Here is a 20,512-nt window from a genome sequence, read left to right as displayed (position 1 = left end):
CGGGGAAATCGCTTTCGGCGAGTCGGCGCGGGACCTACCGTCAGCGGCAGACGCGGCACCGGGACATCGGACGGAGGTGGTGATCATGCCGGACGTGGCACGCGTGTTCCGCCATCACCAGCTTCGACACCGATGAGGATGCCATGACGATCGATCTGACCGCCCTCGGCTGGGACGCCGAGCGGGCGGCCTACGCCGCGCGATGCGGCGAACACCACCCTGGCCGGGTGGCCCGGGTGGACCGGGGGGTCTGCACGGTGCTCGCGGCGGCCGGCCCGGTCCGGGCCAGCCTGGGCGGTGCCGTGCTGGCCGCCGCTGCCCGGGACCCGTCCGCGTTGCCCTGCGCCGGGGACTGGGTGCTGCTCACACACTGGCCGGACCGGCGCGTCACCGTGGAGGCGGTGCTGCCGCGCCGGGCCGCGCTGATCCGCCGTACCGCCGGCAAGGACGCCAGCGGCCAGGTGCTGGCCGCCAACCTCGACGCGGCCGCCGTGGTGGAGCCGGTGCACCCCGAGCCGGACGTGGGACGCATCGAACGGCTGCTGTCCCTCGCCCACGAGTCCGGCGCGCGGCCGCTGGTCGTGCTGACGAAGGCCGACCTCGCGGCCGACCCGGCCGCGCTGGCCCGCCAGTTGGCCGCGGTCGCCCCGGGCGTGCCGGTCCTGCCGGTCAGCGCCGAATGTGGCATCGGGCTAGGCCCGCTGCGCGCCGAGGTGACGCCCGGCCGCACGCTCGGCCTGCTCGGGCCGTCCGGCGCCGGCAAGTCGAGCCTGGTCAACGCCCTGGTCGGGGCGGTGATGATGCCCACCCAGGCGATCCGGCGGGTCGACGGCAAGGGCCGGCACACCACCACCTGGCGGGCCCTCGTGCCGATCCCCGGCGGCGGCGCGGTGATCGACACTCCCGGTGTGCGGGCGGTCGGCCTGCTGGACGGCGAGACCGGGCTCGACCGGGCGTTCGCCGATATCGCCGGGCTGGCCGAGGGCTGCCGGTACGCCGACTGCGGGCACGACGGCGAGCCCGCCTGCGCGGTCCGCGAGGCGCTGCAGACCGGCGAGCTCTCCACCCGCCGGTGGGAGAGTTGGCGGCGGCTGCAGGGGGAGGTGTCCCACGAGAGCCGGCGGCGGGAGGCCCGTCTGGCGGCGGAGCGGCGCGGTGGTTGGCGTTCGGCCCGACGTCGGGCAGCCCGGCCCCCGTCGCCCGGGGGTTACTGAGCCGACGCGTGCGACCGACGCGGCCAAGAGCGCCTGATCGGCGCGGCCGACCGGGCTGAGCTGGGGGAATGTGCGGGCGGGGAAAACTGTCGTACCTCGGGGCTAGAGTTGCCGAGGCGTGTTTTCCGCGCTCGCACGACCGCTCAGAATCACCCCAGAGCGGGACAGATCCTTCGCTTCGTCTTCTCCCGGGAGTACACGCACCGTGGCCGACCGACTGATCATCCGTGGCGCGCGCGAGCACAACCTGCGTGACGTCAGTCTCGACCTGCCCCGGGACGCGCTCATCGTGTTCACCGGGCTGTCCGGGTCGGGCAAGTCGAGCCTGGCCTTCGACACGATCTTCGCCGAGGGGCAGCGCCGGTACGTCGAGTCGCTCTCGTCGTACGCCCGGCAGTTCCTCGGCCAGATGGACAAGCCAGACGTCGACTTCATCGAGGGCCTGAGCCCCGCCGTCTCCATCGACCAGAAGTCCACCTCGCGCAACCCGCGTTCGACCGTCGGCACCATCACCGAGGTCTACGACTACCTCCGCCTGCTCTACGCCCGCATCGGCGAGCCGCACTGCCCCGTCTGCGGCGAGCGGATCTCTCGGCAGAGCCCCCAGCAGATCGTCGACCGGGTCCTCACCATGGCCGAGGGCACCAAGTTCATGGTGCTCGCGCCGGTCATCCGCGGACGCAAGGGTGAGTACGTCGACCTCTTCGCCGAGCTGCAGGCCAAGGGCTATGCCCGGGCCCGGGTCGACGGCGTGGTGCACCCGCTGACCGAGCCGCCGAAGCTCAAGAAGCAGGAGAAGCACACCATCGAGGTGGTGATCGACCGGCTCACCGTCAAGCCGAGCGCCAAGCAGCGGCTGACCGACTCGGTCGAGGCCGCCCTGGGTCTGTCCAGTGGCCTGGTGCTGCTCGACTTCGTCGACCTCCCGGAGGACGACCCGGAGCGGGAGCGCCGCTACTCCGAGCACCTGGCCTGCCCCAACGACCACCCGCTCGCCATCGAGGATCTCGAGCCTCGGGTCTTCTCCTTCAACGCGCCGTACGGCGCCTGCCCGGAGTGCACCGGCCTGGGCACCAAGAAGGAGGTCGACCCGGAACTGCTGGTCCCCGACCCGGAGCGGAGCCTGCGCGAGGGCGCCATCCAGCCCTGGTCCACCGGCCACAACCTGGAATACTTCCTGCGCCTGCTGGAGGCCCTCGGCGAGGCCCAGCACTTCGACGTCGACACCCCGTGGCGGGCGTTGCCGGCGCGGGCACAGAAGACGATCCTGCACGGCTCCGACGATCAGGTGCACGTGCGCTACCGCAACAAGTACGGGCGCGAGCGCTCCTACTACACCGGCTTCGAGGGCGTGGTGCAGTGGATCGAGCGCCGGCACTCCGACACCGAGTCCGAGTGGTCCCGCGACAAGTACGAGGGCTACATGCGCGACGTGCCGTGCGCGGCGTGCGGCGGCGCCCGGCTCAAGCCCGAGGTGCTCGCGGTCACGCTGGCCGGCAAGAGCATCGCCGAGGTCTGCAACCTGTCCGTGGGGGAGTGCGCCGACCTGCTCGCCGGCATCGAGCTCTCCGACCGGCAGAAGATGATCGCCGAGCGGGTCCTCAAGGAGATCAACGCCCGGCTGCGGTTCCTGCTCGACGTGGGTCTGGACTACCTCTCCCTGGACCGGCCGGCGGGCACGCTGTCCGGCGGTGAGGCGCAGCGCATCCGGCTCGCCACCCAGATCGGCTCCGGCCTGGTGGGCGTGCTCTACGTGCTCGATGAGCCCTCGATCGGGCTGCACCAGCGCGACAACCACCGGCTGATCGAAACCCTGATCCGGCTGCGCGGCCTGGGCAACACGCTGATCGTGGTGGAGCACGACGAGGACACCATCCGCACCGCCGACTGGATCGTCGACATCGGTCCCGGCGCGGGTGAGCACGGCGGCAAGATCGTGCACAGCGGCTCGGTGCCGGCACTGCTGAAGAACAAGGAATCGATCACCGGGGCGTACCTGTCCGGGCGGCGGTCGATCCCGACGCCGACGAAGCGCCGCCCGCACGATCCGGCGCGGGAGATGGTGGTGCACGGCGCGCGTGAGCACAACCTGCGCAACCTGACCGTCCCGTTCCCGCTGGGCCAACTGATCGCGGTCACCGGGGTGAGTGGCTCGGGCAAGTCGACGCTGGTCAACGACATCCTCTACGCGGTGCTGGCCAACCAGATCAACGGCGCCCGGCTGGTCCCCGGCCGACACACCCGGGTCTCCGGCCTGGAGCACGTGGACAAGGTCGTCGGCGTGGACCAGTCGCCGATCGGCCGGACGCCGCGCTCCAACCCGGCCACCTACACCGGGGTCTGGGACCACGTCCGCAAGCTCTTCGCCGAGACCACCGAGGCGAAGGTGCGCGGGTACGGCCCGGGTCGGTTCTCGTTCAACGTCAAGGGCGGGCGCTGCGAGGCGTGCTCCGGCGACGGCACCATCAAGATCGAGATGAACTTCCTGCCCGACGTGTACGTCCCCTGCGAGGTCTGCAAGGGCGCCCGGTACAACCGGGAGACCCTGGAGGTGCACTACAAGGGCAAGACCGTCTCGGACGTGCTGGAGATGCCGATCGAGGAGGCCGCCGAGTTCTTCTCCGCCATCCCGGCCATCCACCGGCACCTCAAGACGCTCGTCGACGTCGGCCTCGGCTACGTACGCCTCGGTCAGCCCGCGCCGACTCTCTCCGGCGGTGAGGCGCAGCGGGTCAAGCTCGCCTCCGAGCTGCAGAAGCGCTCCACCGGTCGGACGGTCTACGTGCTCGACGAGCCGACCACCGGTCTGCACTTCGAGGACATCCGCAAGCTGCTGATGGTGCTGGAAGGGCTGGTCGACAAGGGCAACACCGTGATCACCATCGAGCACAACCTCGACGTGATCAAGACGGCCGACTGGCTGATCGACATGGGTCCGGAGGGCGGTCACCGGGGCGGCACCGTGCTCGCCACCGGCACCCCCGAGGAGGTCGCCGAGGTGGCCGAGAGCCACACCGGCCAGTTCCTGCGCCAGGTGCTCAAGCTCGACGGCGAGGCGAAGGGCGCGGCCGCCGCCACCACCCGGGCGACCAAGGCCAACGGCGTGACCAAGGCCCGGGCCGGTCGCAAGGTGCCGGCCGCGGCGCGCTGACCCTCGACTCTCCTGGAGCGGGTCTGGTCGCGTACTCCGATCGCGGGGGTGGGTCCGCTCGTGCTCGCGGACGCCGACTGCGGGGCGGGTCCGGTCCGATTCGCGCACGTCCTCGGGGCGTGGGCGAGCCGGACCGGAGCCCGTCCCGTCCCATTTCTCGGGTCGGACAGATGCCGCGGTGAACCATCCGGCACAGTTGCCCGTGTGGAGAAGTGTGCCGGCTTTCCACCCGGCGCAGCGGGCTAGAGAGAGGCGAGGCATGAGTGACGATCAGGCGCTGAGCGGTCCGGGTACGCAGACACGCCGCACCCTGCTCACTGGCGTCGGGGCAGTCGGCGCGGCCGTCGTCCTGGCCGCCTGCGGCAGTGACGACGGCAACGGCAGCGCCGCTCCCACCAGCGGCGGCCCGGCGGTGCCCAGCACCGGAGACGCTGGCGGCGGCGACCGGCAGGGCGCCCAGTCGTTGGCCACCACCGCCGACATCCCGGTCGGCGGCGGAAAGGTCCTCGCCACCGACGGCGTGGTCATCACCCAGCCCACCGCCGGCCAGTTCAAGGGCTTCAGCCCGATCTGCACCCACCAGAACTGCCCGGTGACGAACGTCGACGGCGGCACCATCAACTGCACCTGCCACGGCAGCAAGTTCTCGATCGAGGACGGCTCGGTGAAGGCCGGCCCGGCCACCAAGCCGCTGCCGCCCAAGGAGATCAAGGTCACCGGAGACCAGATCTCACTGGCCTGACGCGTACCTCGCCTGCGTGGTCGACTCGCGTTCCGGGAGTCGGGGTGTCCGCGGCCTGCGACACCCCGACTTCCCGGGAACCGAGTGGATCTAGCGCTCGCGGTGGGTTGTCGGTGCTGCGGACTAGGCTTGCTGGCGTGGCTGACCCCTCGACCTACCGCCCCGCACCCGGCACGATCCCGGAGTCACCGGGGGTCTACCGCTTCCGCGACGGCACCGGCCGAGTGATCTACGTTGGCAAGGCGAAAAACCTGCGCAGCAGGCTCAACTCCTACTTCGGCGACGTGTGGAACCTGCACGAGCGCACGCGGCAGATGGTCACCACCGCCGAATCGGTGGACTGGATCACCGTCGGCACCGAGGTCGAGGCGCTCCAGCAGGAGTTCACCTGGATCAAGCAGTACGACCCCCGGTTCAACGTCCGCTACCGCGACGACAAGTCGTACCCCTACCTGGCCGTCACCCTCGACGAGGAATACCCGCGGCTGCAGGTGATGCGCGGCGCCAAGCGCAAGGGGGTGCGCTACTTCGGTCCGTATTCGCACGCCTGGGCGATCCGGGAGACCCTCGACCTGCTGTTGCGGGTGTTCCCCGCCCGGACCTGCTCCGCCGGGGTGTTCAAGCGGGCCGGCCAGGTCGGCCGTCCCTGCCTGCTTGGCTACATCGGCAAGTGCTCGGCGCCGTGCGTCGGCACCGTCTCCGCCGACGAACACCGCGCCATCGTCGACGGGTTCTGCGACTTCATGGCCGGGCGCACCGACACCATGGTTCGCAAGATCGAGCGCGAGATGACCGACGCGAGCGAGCAGCTGGAGTTCGAGCGCGCCGCCCGGCTGCGTGACGACGTGGCCGCGCTGCGCCGGGCCATGGAGAAGCAAACCGTGGTGTTGGGCGACGGCACCGACGCCGACGTGGTCGCGTTCGCCGACGACCCGCTCGAGGCGGCCGTGCAGGTCTTCCACGTCCGCGATGGCCGGGTCCGCGGCCAGCGAGGCTGGGTGGTGGAGAAGACCGAGGACCTGACCACCGGCGACCTCGTGCACCACTTCTGCACCCAGGTGTACGGGAGCGAGCAGGGCGAAACCGACGTGCCCCGGGAGCTGCTGGTGCCCGAGTTGCCCGCGGACGCCGACGCGCTGGCCGACTGGCTCTCCGACCACCGGGGCAGCCGGGTGTCGCTGCGGGTGCCGCAGCGCGGCGACAAGCGCTCACTCATGGAGACGGTGGAGCGCAACGCCAAGGACGCGCTGGCCCGGCACAAGCTGAAGCGTTCCGGTGACCTGACCACCCGGGGCAAGGCACTGGACGAGATCAGCGAGGCGCTGGGCATGCGCACCTCGCCGCTGCGCATCGAGTGTTTCGACATCTCCCAGATCCAGGGCACCGACGTGGTCGCCAGCATGGTGGTCTTCGAGGACGGGTTGCCCCGCAAGAGCGAGTACCGGCGGTTCATCGTCCGTGGCGCCACCGACGACCTGTCCGCCATGTCCGAGGTGCTCCGCCGCCGCTTCGCTCGCTACCTGGACTCCAGGGCCGAGACGGGCGAGGTCGGGGTGGAGTCGGCCGACGACGCCACCGCCCCGACAGACGCGGTGGAGCCGCAGGTCGGCGTCCTGATCGACCCGACCACCGGCCGGCCGCGAAAATTCGCGTACCCGCCGCAGCTGGTGGTCGTCGACGGCGGCGCCCCGCAGGTCGCTGCGGCCGCGCAGGCCCTCGCCGACCTGGGCATCGAAGACGTGGCTCTGTGCGGGCTGGCCAAGCGGCTGGAGGAGGTGTGGCTCCCCGACGACGAGTTCCCGGTTATCCTGCCGCGCACCTCGGAAGGGCTCTACCTGCTGCAACGGGTCCGCGACGAGGCCCACCGGTTTGCCATCACCTTCCATCGGCAGCGGCGTTCCAAGCGGATGACCGAGTCGGCGCTGGACCACGTGCCCGGCCTGGGAGAGGTGCGGCGCAAGGCGCTGCTGCGTCATTTCGGCTCACTCAAGCGGCTCTCAGCCGCAACAGTCGAGGAGATCACCGAGGTGCCCGGGGTGGGCCGACGTACCGCCGAGGCGATCCTGGCCGCCCTCGACAAGGACACGAAAGCCGACGACGGCGCAGCCGCGACACCAAACCCCTAAGCCCCGCCCCGCCTGCCTCGCCCCGCTCGCCCTCGCCAGTCAGTCGGTGGTGCGTTTGTCTCGTCATGATCGTGCTCGATCCTGGTTGTAGTTGCCTCGTTCGTGGTTGAGGGCCCTGTTTCCTGGATCGAGCACGATCTTGGCCGGCGGGCCCTGTCCCAGCGGTGCGCGCCCGCGTCCCGTGGGTGGTTTCCCCGGCGGTGTGAGGGGTGACAACCCGACCAGGCCTGGTCGGGAGTGGGTTGGCGTGGGACCTCTGTCCGGTTTGCCCCCAGGCGCCGAGGTGGTCGACTCCTCGGGCCCGACCCAGGGTCGCCAAGCCGGACGACTCGGCCGTGATCGACTCCATATCGCCGATGTGGGGGTATCCCGCCCGGGGGATACCGCCATGTCGGCGAAACGGTGTGGATCACGCCTCGGCGCCCACGATGCGGGATCATCAGACCACCGATCTGTTCTGTATGGGTGGTTTCGTCCGGTGGTGGGGGTCACCGTGGCGGCGGAATCGGGGGCCGGCCGGGGTCGTTATACCTGGCATGCCGCCGGAGCCCCCGGGCTCAGGCGCGCAACAGCCCCGGACCCCGGGTGCGCGGCAGTCTCCGGGAACACCCGCCAGGCCGCCACGGTTACATCCCCCGCAGCCGGCCCACGGAACATCCGCCGGGTCGCCACGGTTACATCCCCCGGCCGCCCAAGCGGCAGGCCAACCCCGGGAGTTCGGCGGAATGACCCGCCACCCCGGGTCGTTACAACCCCGTTGAGACGCCCCGATGCCGGCCCGTTGCGGGCTGCCGGGCAACCTCCAGGACTTCTTCCCGCAGCACACCCACCCCCCGAGTGTGTGTTGCGTACCCCCATCGCAGAGGAGCACGCCATCATGCGTACCGATCTGATCCGTAAGACCGCCCTGACCGCTGCTGGGCTCGCCTTCACCGGCGGCGCCATCGCCGGCCCCGTCACCGCCGCCTACGCCGCGTCCGACGCCAAGCCGACCTCGCAGACGCAGAACGACCGCAAGCCCTCCGGTGAGCGGGAGCTCGGTGTCCGCTACGAGGCGCAGCCGAACTTCTACTACTGCGGGCCCGCCGCGACCCGTAACGCCCTGTCCGTGCAGGGCAAGAACATCAACGTCGACGACATGGCCAAGGAGATGGGCACCACCGAAGCCGGCACCAACTCCATCAACGACATCACCCCCGTGCTGAACAAGGAAACCGGCAAGCCCGACGCGTACCGGTCCGTGGAGATCAGCAACCCCAACGCTGACACCAAGCAGACCGACACCCTGCGCACCGACGTCGTCCACACCGTCGACCAGGGCCGCGCCGTCGTCGCCAACATCGCCGGCACCAGCACCGACACCACCGGCACCACCCACTCCTACGAAGGCGGGCACTACATCAGCGTCGTCGGCTACCACGACAACGGCAACACCGTCACCATCGCCGACTCCGCCGACCCCAACCAAGCCGCCTACGACATCACCATCGAGCACCTCGCCGACTGGATCGCCACCCGCGGCTACGCCACCAGCTGACCCCCGCACCACCACGACCACACCGAAGGGCCGGACCCCACCACGGGGCCCGGCCCTTCGGCATGCCTTCAGTCGGTGGCGAGGACGGTGAGGATCTGCTCGCCGTACTTGGCGAGCTTGTTCTCGCCGACGCCGCTGACGCGGGACAGGTCGGCCAGTGTGGCCGGCGCGTCGGTGGCGATCTGGCGCAGCGTCGCGTCGTGGAAGACCACGTACGCCGGGACGCCCTGCTCTTTGGCGGTGGCCGCCCGCCAGCCGCGCAGCCGCTCGAAGAGCGACGTGGCGGCCGGCGTCAGCTCGGCCACGACGGTGGCCGAGCCGCGCGGCTTCGACGAGCGGCTCGAGGCCGGCTTCTCCGGTTCGCGGCGCATCGTCACCGTGCGGCGGCGACCCAGGACGTCCGCGCTCGCCTCGGTCAGGGCGAGCGTGCCGTAGTCGCCCTCCACGGCGAGTAGCCCCTCGGCGAGCAGTTGCCTGACCACGCCTCGCCACTCCGCCTCACTCAGCTCCGAACCGATGCCGAAGACGGTCAGCGAGTCGTGACCGTACTGGCTGATCTTGTCGGTCTGCTTGCCGAGCAGGATGTCGATGCAGTGCCCGGCGCCGAACCGCTGGTTGCGTTCGCGGTCGAGACGGAAGACGGCGGAGAGCAACTTCTGGGCGGCGACGGTGCCGTCCCAGGACTCCGGTGGGGTGAGGCAGGTGTCGCAGTTGCCGCAGGCGGACGTCGTCGTCTCGCCGAAGTATTCGAGCAGTTGGACCCGTCGACAGCGCACCGTCTCGCAGAGGGCGAGCATCGCGTCCAGGTGTGCGGCGAGGTTGCGGCGGTGGGCGAGGTCGCCGTCGGACGTCTCGATCATCTTGCGTTGCTGGACCACGTCCTGCAGTCCGTACGCCAGCCAGGCGGTGGACGGCAGGCCGTCCCGCCCGGCGCGGCCGGTCTCCTGGTAGTAGCCCTCGACGGACTTGGGCAGGTCGAGGTGGGCGACGAATCGGACGTCGGGTTTGTCGATGCCCATGCCGAAGGCGATGGTGGCCACCATCACCAGGCCGTCCTCCCGCAGGAAGCGCTGCTGGTTGGCGGCGCGGGTCGCCGCGTCCAGACCGGCGTGGTACGGCAGGGCGGCGACCCCGTTGGCGGTGAGGAACTCCGCCGTCTTGTCGACCGAGGCCCGGGACAGGCAGTAGATGATCCCGGCGTCACCGGGGTGCTCGTCGCGCAGCAGGGCCAGCAGTTGCTTGCGGGGCTCCCGCTTGGGCACGATCCGGTACTGGATGTTGGGCCGGTCGAAACTGGCCACGAAGTGGCGGGCGTCGTCGAGCTGGAGCCGGCTGGCGATCTCGGTGCGGGTGGCGCTGGTCGCGGTGGCGGTGAGCGCGATCCGGGGCACCTGGGGCCAGCGCTCGTGCAGCATCGACAGCGCCAGGTAGTCGGGGCGGAAGTCGTGCCCCCACTGGGACACGCAGTGCGCCTCGTCGATCGCGAACAGGGAGATGCGCCCACGGTCCAGCAGGGCGAGGGTGGATCGGACGCCGAGCGCCTCCGGGGCAAGGTAGAGCAGGTCCAGCTCGCCGGCGACGAAGGCGGCCTCGACCCGGCGTCGGGCGTCCAGGGTCTGGGTCGAGTTGAGGAAGCCGGCACGCACGCCGACCGCGGTGAGCGCGTCCACCTGGTCCTGCATGAGCGCGATCAGCGGGGACACGACGACCGCGACCCCGTGGCGGACCAGGGCTGGAATCTGGTAGCACAACGACTTGCCGCCACCGGTGGGCATCAACACCAGTGCGTCGCCACCGGCGACCACATGGTCGATCACGTCCTGCTGGAAACCGCGGAAGGCGTCGTAGCCGAACACCCGGCGCAGCACCGGCAGAGCGTCCTCGGTGCGCAGGTCGGTGGGAGAAGCCATCCGCGGAGTCTACGAGCCGACCCCGACAGCGCCTGCCCGGCGCACCCGAGTGGCGGCGCGCCAGGCGCACCCGACAGTGCCTGCCCGGCGCACCCGACTGGCGGGCGCGCCGGGGACGGGGTCAGCTGGGCTGGCTGGACCGGTTCGCGAGGCCGCGCGGCGGGGCCTTCATTCCGACCACGATGTCGACGATCTCGATGTAGCGGGCCTTGTTGCCCATGCGGAAGGCGGTGGCCGCCGCGTTGATCTCCTCCAGGGTGTCGGCCTCGACCATGGTGACCTGGTCGTACTTGCCGTTCACCCCGGTCGTCACGACGTGGGTGAGCTGCTTGGCGAAGCGGCCCAGGTCCCGCGCGTGCTCGGCGGAGACCTCGTGGATGCCCTCCCGGCCGAGGGCGAAGTACTCCGGGTTGATCCGCATGAACAGGAAGCCGATGTATTTGTTCTTGTCCGCAAGGTCGTGCATCGCACCCTCCCAGTGTCGGTCTGACCTGCGACGATCACGAAGAGCTTATTGATGATTACTGATCGTCATCAAGGGCGGTGACTGTCGGGAGGGCGACCCGCGCCGGCTGGTCGAGGGACGACCCGCGACGGGTGCCGGCCGTCGGCTGGGCGGCGGGATAGAGTCGCTGATTGACCTATCGCGGCCGAGGGCGGCCGCGGCGCCACAGCTTGGGGGTACGGGTGAGCGAGGCGCGCACAGCCGGCGGACGGATCGACGATCCGAGCGCCGTCGACGGGCAGTTGGCGGCGGAGTCGGAAACCACCCTCGTGGTGGTCACCGGCGTCTCCGGGGGCGGCCGCAGCACGGTTGCCCGGGCGTTGGAGAACGTCGGCTACTACGTCGTCGACAACCTGCCACAGGCACTGATGCTGGACATGGCCGAGTTGGCGTTCAAGGCGGGCGGCGCCGCTCGGCGTACCGCGATGGTGCTGGACGTGCGGTCGCGGGCCTTCTCCACCGACCTGGCCGGGGCGATCCGGGAGCTCAAGGAGCGCGGCTTCTCGCCCCGGGTGGTCTTCGTCGACGCGGACGACGAGGTGTTGATCCGGCGGTTCGAGAGCGTTCGCCGTTCGCACCCGTTGCAGGGCGACGGGCGGTTGGCCGACGGCATCGCCGTGGAGCGGGGGCTGCTGGAGGAGGCGCGCGACCAGGCCGACGTGATCATCGACACCAGCCACCTCAACGTCAACCAGCTCCGTCGGCGCATCGAGGAGCTGTTCGGCGGCGAGGACGCCCGCCGGCTGCGGGTCACCGTGTTGTCGTTCGGCTTCAAGTACGGCCTGCCGCCGGACGCGGACTTCGTGCTGGACGCCCGGTTCCTGCCCAACCCGTACTGGGTGCCGGAGTTGCGCGAGCACACCGGGCGGGAGGAGGCGGTCAGCGCGTACGTGCTGGGCCAGGAGGGCGCGGACGCCTTCGTCACCTCGTACGCGGACCTGGTCAACGCCACCACCATCGGCTTCGAGCGGGAGGGCAAGCGGTACCTGACGGTCGCCGTGGGCTGCACCGGCGGCAAGCACCGCAGCGTGGCCATCGCCGAGGAGTTGGCCAGCCGGCTGCGTCACTCGGGGCTGGCGGCCAACGCCCAGCACCGTGATCTGGGGCGCGAATGACGGCCCGCCGGGTGGTGGCGTTCGGCGGTGGGCACGGCCTCTCCGCCTCGCTGCGGGCGTTGCGTCACTGCGCACCCGAACTCGACTTCGACATCACCGCGGTGGTCACCGTCGGTGACGACGGCGGCTCCAGTGGCCGCCTGCGTGCCGAGCGCGGTGGGCTGCCTCCGGGTGATCTGCGCCAGGCTCTGGTGGCGCTGGCCGGGGACCACCCGGCCACCCGGCGCAGCGCCGGGCTGTTCCAGCACCGCTTCGCCGCTTCTGCCGGCGTACCCCAGACCGCTGCGGGGGATCCGACGGACCTGGCGGCGGCCGGCGGTTCTGCCGGGCCGGCGGCGGCCGGTGGTTCTACCGGGCCGGCGGCGGCCGGTGGTGTCGCCGGGCCGGCGGCGGGTGGCGACGGGCTGGCCGGGCATGCGGTGGGCAACCTGGTGCTCTGCGGTCTCATGGAGCTGCTCGGCGACCCGGTGGCCGCGCTGGAGCACGCCGGTGCGATGCTCGGCACGGTTGGCCGGGTGTTGCCGATGTCCCGCCAGCCGGTCGGCATCGAGGCGCGGGTCCGCGGGGCCGACCCGGCCGCCCCCGACGAGGTGCACACGGTGCGCGGGCAGCACCAGGTGGCCGTGACCACCGGGCGGGTCGAGTCGCTGCGCCTCACCCCCGCGGCCCCGGCGGCCTGCGCCGAGGCCATCGAGGCGATCATGGCGGCGGACTGGTTGATCTTCGGGCCGGGCAGCTGGTACACCAGCGTGCTTCCGCACCTGCTGGTGCCGCAGTTGGCCGACGCGATCGTGTCGACCTCGGCCCGGCGGTTGGTCACGCTGAACCTCGCCGCGGAGAAGGAGACCCTCGGGCTCTCCGTCGCCGGTCACCTCGCGGCCCTGCACCAGTACCTGCCCGAGCTGAAGGTGGATCTCGTGCTCGCTGATGCCAAGGCGGTGGGTGACCCCGAACCGGTCGAACGTGCGGCAGAATCGCTGGGTGCCCGCCTGGTCCTCGCCCCCGTCGCCGTCAGCGACGGCACTCCCCGCCATGATCCGGCTGCCCTGGGCGCCGCGCTGGTGCCTGTCCTGCGCGCCGATCGTTAGACACGTACGTAATCTCCGGCGACACGCCGGAACCGGTCCGTGAGGGGACGCACAATGGCGATGACGGCCGCGGTCAAGGACGAGCTGAGTCGGGTCGACGTGCCCAAACCCTGCTGTCGGCGGGCGGAGATGGCGGCTCTGCTGCGCTTCGCAGGCGGGCTGCACATCGTCTCCGGCCGCGTGGTGGTGGAGGCGGAGTTGGACACCGGGGCGGTGGCCCGGCGGCTGCGCCGCGAGATCGCAGAGGTCTACGGATACCCGAGCGAGATCCACGTGCTGGCCTCCGGTGGGCTGCGCAAGGGCAGCCACTTCATCGTGCGGGTCGTCAAGGACGGCGAGGCCCTCGCGCGGCAGACCGGCCTGCTCGACGTGCGGGGCCGCCCGGTGCGTGGGCTGCCCCCGCACGTGGTGGCGGCGAACGTCTGCTGCGCGGTCTCCGCGTGGCGGGGCGCGTTCATGGCACACGGTTCGCTCACCGAGCCCGGCCGCTCCAGCGCCCTGGAGATCACCTGCCCGGGGCCGGAGTCGGCGCTGGCACTGGTCGGCGCGGCCCGCCGCATCGGCATCACCGCGAAGAACCGCGAGGTACGCGGCGTGGACCGGGTGGTGGTCAAGGACGGCGACGCGATCGCCGCGTTGCTCACCCGCATCGGCGCGCACTCCAGCGTGCTGGCGTGGGAGGAGCGGCGGGTGCGCCGCGAGGTACGGGCCACCGCCAACCGGCTCGCCAACTTCGACGATGCCAACCTGCGCCGCTCGGCGCGCGCGGCGGTCGCCGCCGCCGCCCGGGTCACCCGCGCCCTGGAGATCCTCGCCGACGAGGTGCCCAACCACCTGACCGACGCCGGACGGCTGCGCCTGGAGCACCGGCAGGCCTCGCTGGAGGAGTTGGGCGCGCTGGCCGAGCCGCCGTTGACCAAGGACGCCATCGCCGGGCGGATCCGCCGGCTGCTGGCGCTGGCCGACAAGCGGGCCCGGGACCTCGGCATCCCGGATACGGAAGCAGCCGTCACGCCCGACATGCTCGTGGTCTGATAGGACGGTGGGGCCGCACAACGCGCCCGGGAGCACGACCCGGCGCAGTGTGGTCTCGCACGCTCGGATAAGGTCGCTGCGTACGGCAAGGGGGCCGACACGAGGCACTCCTCGTCGTGCGCACCGCCTCGGGCGGTCAGGTCCTCAGACCGCGGCGGGGTGGCCTAGACGAACCGTCAGCGGCCGGTCCAACGGTCGGCGCACACCACTCCGCCGGCCCGTTGTCTGAGGCCGGCAGACCAGAACGCGAGGAGATGGGACCTGTGACCATCCGGGTTGGCATCAACGGCTTTGGCCGAATTGGCCGTAACTTCTTCCGGGCAGTGCTGGCGTCTGACGCCGACATCGAGGTCGTGGCGGTGAACGACCTGACCGACAACGGCACGCTCGCCCACCTGCTCAAGTACGACAGCATCCTGGGTCGCCTGCCCTACGAGGTCAAGGCCACCGCCGACGAGATCACCGTCGGTGGCAAGACCATCAAGGCGTACGCCGAGAAGGACCCGTCGAAGCTGCCGTGGGGCGAGGTCGGCGCCGACGTCGTCATCGAGTCGACCGGCTTCTTCACCGACGCCACCAAGGCGAAGGCGCACGTCGACGGCGGGGCCAAGAAGGTCATCATCTCCGCCCCGGCGAAGAACGAGGACGTCACCGTCGTCATGGGTGTCAACCACGACACCTACGACCCGGCGAAGCACACGATCATCTCGAACGCTTCGTGCACCACCAACTGCCTCGCCCCGATGGCGAAGGTCCTGCACGACACGTTCGGCATCCAGCACGGCCTGATGACGACGATCCACGCGTACACCCAGGACCAGAACCTGCAGGACGCGCCGCACTCGGACCTGCGTCGGGCCCGAGCCGCCGCGCTGAACATCGTCCCGACCTCCACCGGTGCCGCCAAGGCGATCGGTCTGGTCCTGCCGGACCTCAAGGGCAAGCTCGACGGGTACGCCCTGCGGGTGCCGATCCCGACCGGCTCGGTCACCGACCTCACCGTCAACGTGGCTCGCGAGACCACCGTGGACGAGGTCAACGCCGCGCTGAAGGCCGCCGCGGACGGCCCGCTCAAGGGCATCCTGGTCTACAACGAGGACCCGATCGTCTCCACCGACATCGTCACGGACCCGGCGTCGTGCATCTTCGACGCGCCGCTGACCAAGGTCGTGGGCAACCAGGTCAAGGTCGTCGGCTGGTACGACAACGAGTGGGGCTACTCCAACCGTCTCGTCGACCTCGTCAAGCTGGTCGGTAGCTCGCTGTGAGCATCCGGACCCTCGACGATCTGCTCGCCGAGGGGGTGTCGGGTCGGCGCGTGCTGGTGCGCGCCGACCTGAACGTCCCGCTCGACAAGCAGACCGGTGCCATCACCGACGATGGGCGGATCCGCGCGGTGCTGCCGACCCTCGGCGCGCTGGTCGAGGCCGGCGCGAAGGTTGTCGTCTGCTCGCACCTGGGCCGTCCGAAGGGCGCACCGGACCCGCAGTTCAGCCTCCGCCCGGTCGCCGGGCGGCTCGGTGAGCTGCTCGGCGCGCCGGTGCACTTCGCCACCGACACCGTCGGGGATTCGGCCCGTTCCACCGTCGCGGACCTGGCCGACGGCCAGGTCGCCCTGTTGGAGAACCTGCGCTTCAACGCGGGGGAGACCAGCAAGGACGAGGCCGAGCGGGGCGCCTTCGCGGACCAGCTCGCCGCGTTCGGCGACGCGTACGTGGACGACGCGTTCGGTGCCGTGCACCGCAAGCACGCAAGCGTCTACGACGTGCCGCCCCGGCTGCCGCACGTCGCGGGCCGCCTGGTGCTGCGCGAGGTCGAGGTGCTCTCCAAGCTCACCAGTGACCCCGAGCGGCCGTACGTGGTGGTGCTCGGTGGGTCGAAGGTGTCCGACAAGCTCGCCGTGATCGAGGCGCTGCTGCCCACGGTCGATCGGCTGCTCATCGGTGGCGGGATGTGCTTCACCTTCCTCAAGGCCCAGGGCCTGGAGGTGGGCACCTCGCTGCTGGAGAAGGACATGGTCGAGACGTGCCGCAACCTGCTCGAGCGGTCCGGCGGCAAGATCCTGCTCCCGGTCGACGTGGTGGTCGCGGACGCGTTCGCCCCGGACGCCGCGCACGACACGGTCCGCGTCGACGGCATCCCGAGCCACCGGCTCGGCCTGGACGTCGGCCCGGAGACGGTGGCCGGCTTCACCGCCGCGCTGTCCCCGGCGAAGACGATCTTCTGGAACGGCCCGATGGGCGTGTTCGAGATGCCGGCCTTCGCGGCCGGCACCCGGGGGATCGCCGAGGCGATCACCAAGGCCGACGCGTTCAGCGTCGTCGGCGGCGGCGACTCGGCGGCGGCGGTCCGTGCCCTGGGGCTGGACGAGTCGTCCTTCGGGCACATCTCCACCGGCGGCGGCGCCTCCCTGGAATACCTCGAGGGCAAGGCCCTCCCCGGCATCGCAGCCCTGGAGAACTGAATGGCGAGCACCACCCGCCGGCCGTTGATGGCCGGCAACTGGAAGATGAACCTCAACCACCTCGAGGCCAACCTGCTGGTGCAGAAGCTGGCGGCGAGCCTCACCGAGAAGCAGCTCACCGACGTCGAGACGGTCGTGCTGCCGCCCTTCACCGACCTGCGTACCGTGCAGACCGCGGTGGACGGCGACAAGCTGCTCATCGGCTACGGCGGGCAGGACCTCTCCCCGCACGCGTCCGGCGCGTACACCGGGGACATCTCCGGTCCGCTGCTGGCGAAGCTCGGCTGCACGTACGTGGTGGTCGGGCACTCCGAGCGGCGGGCCTACCACCACGAGGACGACGCCGTGGTCAACGCCAAGGTGAAGGCGGCGCTGACGCACGGCCTGACGCCGATCCTGTGCGTGGGCGAGGGGCTGGACGTGCGCGAGCAGGGCACCCACGTGGCGCACTGCGCCGACCAGCTCGACGGGGGCCTCGCCGGGCTCACCGCCGAGCAGGTCCGGCAGGTCGTGATCGCGTACGAGCCGGTCTGGGCGATCGGCACGGGCAAGACCGCGACGCCGGAGGACGCCCAGGAGGTCTGCGGCGCGGTCCGGCAGCGGCTGGTGGAGCGCTTCGGCCAGGACACCGCCGACCAGGTCCGGGTCCTCTACGGCGGCTCGGTCAAGGCGTCCAACATCGCCTCGATCATGGCCCAACCGGACGTGGATGGGGGCCTGGTGGGGGGCGCCAGCCTGGACGCTGAGGAATTCGCTCAGATCTGCCGGTTCCCGGAGCACCTCGCCCGCTGATCGCTCGGTATCCTTGACACCGCCCGTCCGCCGGTCGGTGCCACCGTGCCCGATCAGACCGGGCGAGGATCGCTACGAGAGGAACTGACCCCAGCCATGCCGATCTGGTTCGCATACACGTTGATCGTGTTGCTGGTCATCACGAGCATTCTGCTCACCATGCTGATCTTGCTGCACCGCGGCAAGGGCGGCGGTCTGTCGAGCATGTTCGGCGGTGGCGTCAGCTCCAGCCTCGCCGGCTCCTCGGTCGCGGAGAAAAACCTGGACCGCTACACCGTTCTGGTGAGCGTCGTCTGGTTCGCCGCCATCGTCGGGCTCGGGCTCTGGCTTCGCCTCCAGATGAACAGCGGCGCCTGAGCTAGCTCGTAAAGTCGTAGAATCTGCGCGCGGTTCGTCACTCGACGGGCCGCGCGCAGGCTTTTCTCCGCTGCACCGCGTCGCCCGCCGCCCACCCCTGAAACGACGGCGGGTCCCCTCCGACGACAGGAGCGAGCAGCCGTGCCCAGTGGCAACGTCATCCGCGGCGCCCGAGTCGGGTCCGCACCCATGCGCCCCGACGAACGGCACCAACCCGCCCCCCGACAGGACGTCACCTACTGGTGCCGCAACGACCACCGGATCGACATCCGGATCGCCGCGGACGCCGAGGCACCCGCCCTGTGGGACTGCCCCCGGTGCGGCCTACCCGCCGGTCGGGACGCGCTGAACCCGCCAGGCCGGGTCCGCGCCGAACCGTACAAGAGCCACCTGGCGTACGTGAAGGAGCGGCGTACCGCCGAGGAGGGCGAGGCGTTGCTGGCCGAAGCCCTCGCCGCGCTACGCCGTCGGCGCGGCGAATAGCGGGCCCCTCCTCGCGCTCAGCGCAGGCTGCGTAGGCGGGCCGGTACGTCGGCTGCCGCCGCCCGGTCCAACAGCCAGCGGGTGCGGTCCACGCCGTGCACCCCGGCGGCCGGCAACTGCACCGGTCCCGCGCCGGCCAACGCCATACCCACCGCGCGTGCCTTGTCGGCGCCTCCGGCCACCAGCCAGACCTCCTCGGCGGTGTTGATCGCCGGCAGGGTGAGCGTGGTCCGCATCGGCGGCGGCTTGGGGCTGCCCCGCACGGCGCTGACCGGCCGGGTCTCGTAGTGCACCGGGTGCTCGGGGAAGATCGAGGCCACATGCCCGTCCTCGCCGACGCCCAGCATCAGCACGTCGAAGTGCGGCAGTGTGGCGTGCCCGGGCCGGGCTGCGCGCGCCAACTCCTCGGCGTACGCGGCTGCCGCCGCCTCGGGGTCGTTGCCGGTCGGGCCGTCGGAGGCCGGCATCGGGTGCACCCGGGCCGGGTTCAGCGGCACCACGTCCAGCAGGGCGGCTCGGGCCTGGGTCTCGTTGCGGTCCGGATCACCGGCGGGCAGGAACCGCTCGTCACCCCACCACACGTCGACGCGGGACCAGTCGACCGCGTCGCGGGCCGGCAGCGTCGCCACCGCCCGGTACACGGCCGCGGCGACCCGACCACCGGTGAGCACCACCGAGGCCTCACCCCGGTCCGCCTGGGCGTCGAGCAACTTCACCAGCAACCGGGCCGCCACGGCCTGCGCCAGCAGGTCGGCGTCGGCGTGGACGGCGACACTCGCCTCACTCATGGGTTGCGCCTTCGTCTCTCGGACCGCGGGGCGGTCGCTGTCGCGTCGTGCCCGGGCCGGTGTGCCCGAGGTGGCGGGGCGAATGCCCCGGAGGTTCCGAGGGCAGGGCCCGGTCTCAACCCGGCCCTGCCCCGAGGTCGTGCCCCGGTGGGGCTCAGCCCTCGCCGCTCGTGCCGGAGTGTGCGGCGACCCCGGCCTCGGCGCGCTGCGCGGTGGCCGGGTCCTTCCAGACGTGCACCCGCTGCGGGGGACGCTGCTCCAGCCCACGCAGCCCGACCGTCGCGCCCAGCGCCTCCGCGTACACCTGGTCGGCGTCCAGACGGCGCAGCTCCTCCGCCAACTCGTCACCGAGCGGGCGACGGACCAGCGGCAGGGCCCGGTCGTCCTGGCCGGTCCGCCGGAACACGGCCATGCTGTCCTCGCGGGTGAGGATCAGCTGGTCGCCGTTGGCGCAGCTCAACTGCACCTCCCGCATCCGGGGGAACTCGTTGGTGTCCACCCGACGCGGGGTGATGCCGAGCCGGCTGGCCAACCAACCGACCATCAGCGTCGCGGTCGGGTCGGTGGGCGGCGCGACCACGGTCGCCTCGACGACCTGCTCGCTGGCGGTGTCGAACGCACCGGCGACCAGGGTGCGCCAGGGGGTGATCCGGGTCCACGCCAGGTCGGTGTCGCCCGGGGCGTAGTCCCGGGCACGCTGCCGCAGCGCCTCCACCGGGTCGGCGGCCTGCGCGGAGTCGGTGATCCTCCGGTCGGCGACCACCCCGAGGAAGTCGGTGGCGATCTCCGCCGGCGGCTCGCCGTGCCACCAGGTGACCACGGGCACGTCGGGGACGAGCAGCGGCATCACGACCGACTCGGCGTGCAGCGCCAGCCGACCGTACATCCGGGTGACCACCGCCTCGCACGGACCGAGCCGGCCACCGACCACGATCTCCGCGTCCAGCCGGTTGCGGTCCCGTTCGATCTCGGACCGAACCACCACCACCAGCCGGCACGGGTGGGCGGCGGCGGCGATCGTCGCCGCCGCCTCCGCCTCCCGGACCCGCTTCTCGTCCACCACCACGATCAGGGTGAGCGCCATGCCGCTGGCCACCCCGCCGGCGCTGCGCCGCTCGGCGGCGAGCGCCTTGACCACCTCGTTGCCGGTGGTATCCCACAGCCCGATCACTGGAGCCTCCTGCTCTGCGTCATGGTGAGGTCGC

At 71.3% G+C, this 20,512-nt stretch carries 17 protein-coding genes; 13 read left to right on the top strand and 4 right to left on the bottom strand.

Annotated features, from left to right (window positions below; all coding sequences use genetic code 11):
• Nucleotides 1-143 precede the first annotated feature (143 nt).
• The 5 genes from rsgA (at nt 144) to HNR20_RS04990 (ending at nt 8,770) form a co-directional block, all read left to right on the top strand.
• The gene (rsgA, locus tag HNR20_RS05010; RefSeq protein WP_184176885.1) at nt 144-1,214 is read left to right on the top strand and encodes a ribosome small subunit-dependent GTPase A; all 1,071 of its coding nucleotides are present in this window, start codon (nt 144-146) and stop codon (nt 1,212-1,214) included.
• Nucleotides 1,215-1,419: 205 nt separating this feature from the next.
• Nucleotides 1,420-4,365: an excinuclease ABC subunit UvrA gene (gene uvrA, locus HNR20_RS05005; protein ID WP_184176883.1), complete on the top strand. Its 2,946-nt coding sequence runs from the start codon at nt 1,420-1,422 to the stop codon at nt 4,363-4,365.
• 259 nt (nt 4,366-4,624) lie between these two features.
• On the top strand, nt 4,625-5,107 hold the full coding sequence (locus HNR20_RS05000; RefSeq protein WP_184176881.1) for a Rieske (2Fe-2S) protein: 483 nt from the start codon (nt 4,625-4,627) through the stop codon (nt 5,105-5,107).
• Nucleotides 5,108-5,244: 137 nt separating this feature from the next.
• Nucleotides 5,245-7,233 carry an excinuclease ABC subunit UvrC gene (gene uvrC / locus HNR20_RS04995; protein ID WP_184176879.1) on the top strand — a complete coding sequence of 663 codons (1,989 nt, stop codon included), beginning with the start codon at nt 5,245-5,247 and terminating at the stop codon, nt 7,231-7,233.
• An 877-nt stretch (nt 7,234-8,110) separates the two neighbouring features.
• Nucleotides 8,111-8,770: a C39 family peptidase gene (locus HNR20_RS04990; RefSeq protein ID WP_184176877.1), complete on the top strand. Its 660-nt coding sequence runs from the start codon at nt 8,111-8,113 to the stop codon at nt 8,768-8,770.
• 68 nt (nt 8,771-8,838) lie between these two features.
• Here the strand turns inward: HNR20_RS04990 and recQ are convergent, their stop codons facing one another.
• Together recQ and HNR20_RS04980 are read right to left on the bottom strand one after the other, a co-directional pair.
• Nucleotides 8,839-10,680, bottom strand: coding sequence for a DNA helicase RecQ (gene recQ / locus HNR20_RS04985; RefSeq protein ID WP_184176875.1), 1,842 nt, complete (start codon nt 10,678-10,680; stop codon nt 8,839-8,841).
• A gap of 121 nt (nt 10,681-10,801) precedes the next feature.
• Entirely contained in the window at nt 10,802-11,146 is a 345-nt protein-coding gene (locus HNR20_RS04980; RefSeq protein ID WP_110563954.1) for a hypothetical protein, read from the bottom strand.
• Nucleotides 11,147-11,367: 221 nt separating this feature from the next.
• On the opposite strand from HNR20_RS04980, the gene rapZ reads away from it, so the two are divergent.
• The 8 genes from rapZ to HNR20_RS04940 all read left to right on the top strand — a co-directional run bounded on the left by rapZ (nt 11,368) and on the right by HNR20_RS04940 (nt 18,519).
• A complete protein-coding gene (gene rapZ, locus HNR20_RS04975) occupies nt 11,368-12,300 on the top strand; it encodes an RNase adapter RapZ (protein WP_373291038.1) in 933 nt (310 codons plus the stop codon).
• Nucleotides 12,297-13,388: a gluconeogenesis factor YvcK family protein gene (locus tag HNR20_RS04970; RefSeq protein ID WP_184176873.1), complete on the top strand. Its 1,092-nt coding sequence runs from the start codon at nt 12,297-12,299 to the stop codon at nt 13,386-13,388. Before rapZ ends, HNR20_RS04970 begins: the two co-directional genes overlap by 4 nt.
• A 54-nt stretch (nt 13,389-13,442) precedes the next feature.
• Nucleotides 13,443-14,423: a DNA-binding protein WhiA gene (whiA, locus tag HNR20_RS04965; protein ID WP_184176871.1), complete on the top strand. Its 981-nt coding sequence runs from the start codon at nt 13,443-13,445 to the stop codon at nt 14,421-14,423.
• A gap of 263 nt (nt 14,424-14,686) precedes the next feature.
• On the top strand, nt 14,687-15,691 hold the full coding sequence (gene gap / locus HNR20_RS04960) for a type I glyceraldehyde-3-phosphate dehydrogenase (RefSeq protein WP_184176869.1): 1,005 nt from the start codon (nt 14,687-14,689) through the stop codon (nt 15,689-15,691).
• A complete protein-coding gene (locus HNR20_RS04955) occupies nt 15,688-16,887 on the top strand; it encodes a phosphoglycerate kinase (protein ID WP_184176867.1) in 1,200 nt (399 codons plus the stop codon). The genes gap and HNR20_RS04955 overlap by 4 nt, the downstream gene beginning before the upstream one ends.
• The gene (tpiA, locus tag HNR20_RS04950) at nt 16,888-17,679 is read left to right on the top strand and encodes a triose-phosphate isomerase (RefSeq protein ID WP_184176865.1); all 792 of its coding nucleotides are present in this window, start codon (nt 16,888-16,890) and stop codon (nt 17,677-17,679) included. It abuts the gene before it with no gap.
• Between the two features lie 96 nt (nt 17,680-17,775).
• The gene (gene secG / locus HNR20_RS04945) at nt 17,776-18,036 is read left to right on the top strand and encodes a preprotein translocase subunit SecG (protein ID WP_124816438.1); all 261 of its coding nucleotides are present in this window, start codon (nt 17,776-17,778) and stop codon (nt 18,034-18,036) included.
• 141 nt (nt 18,037-18,177) lie between these two features.
• Nucleotides 18,178-18,519: an RNA polymerase-binding protein RbpA gene (locus HNR20_RS04940; RefSeq protein ID WP_184176863.1), complete on the top strand. Its 342-nt coding sequence runs from the start codon at nt 18,178-18,180 to the stop codon at nt 18,517-18,519.
• A 17-nt stretch (nt 18,520-18,536) separates the two neighbouring features.
• Here HNR20_RS04940 and pgl read toward each other — a convergent pair whose 3' ends face one another.
• Both pgl and HNR20_RS04930 read right to left on the bottom strand, forming a co-directional pair.
• Entirely contained in the window at nt 18,537-19,307 is a 771-nt protein-coding gene (pgl, locus tag HNR20_RS04935; protein ID WP_184176861.1) for a 6-phosphogluconolactonase, read from the bottom strand.
• 154 nt (nt 19,308-19,461) lie between these two features.
• Entirely contained in the window at nt 19,462-20,478 is a 1,017-nt protein-coding gene (locus HNR20_RS04930) for a glucose-6-phosphate dehydrogenase assembly protein OpcA (RefSeq protein ID WP_184176859.1), read from the bottom strand.
• Between the last annotated feature and the right edge of the window lie 34 nt (nt 20,479-20,512).

The sequence above is a fragment of the Micromonospora parathelypteridis genome (assembly GCF_014201145.1).
Taxonomy (GTDB): domain Bacteria; phylum Actinomycetota; class Actinomycetes; order Mycobacteriales; family Micromonosporaceae; genus Micromonospora; species Micromonospora parathelypteridis.
This window is presented reverse-complemented; position numbering and strand designations above follow the sequence as displayed.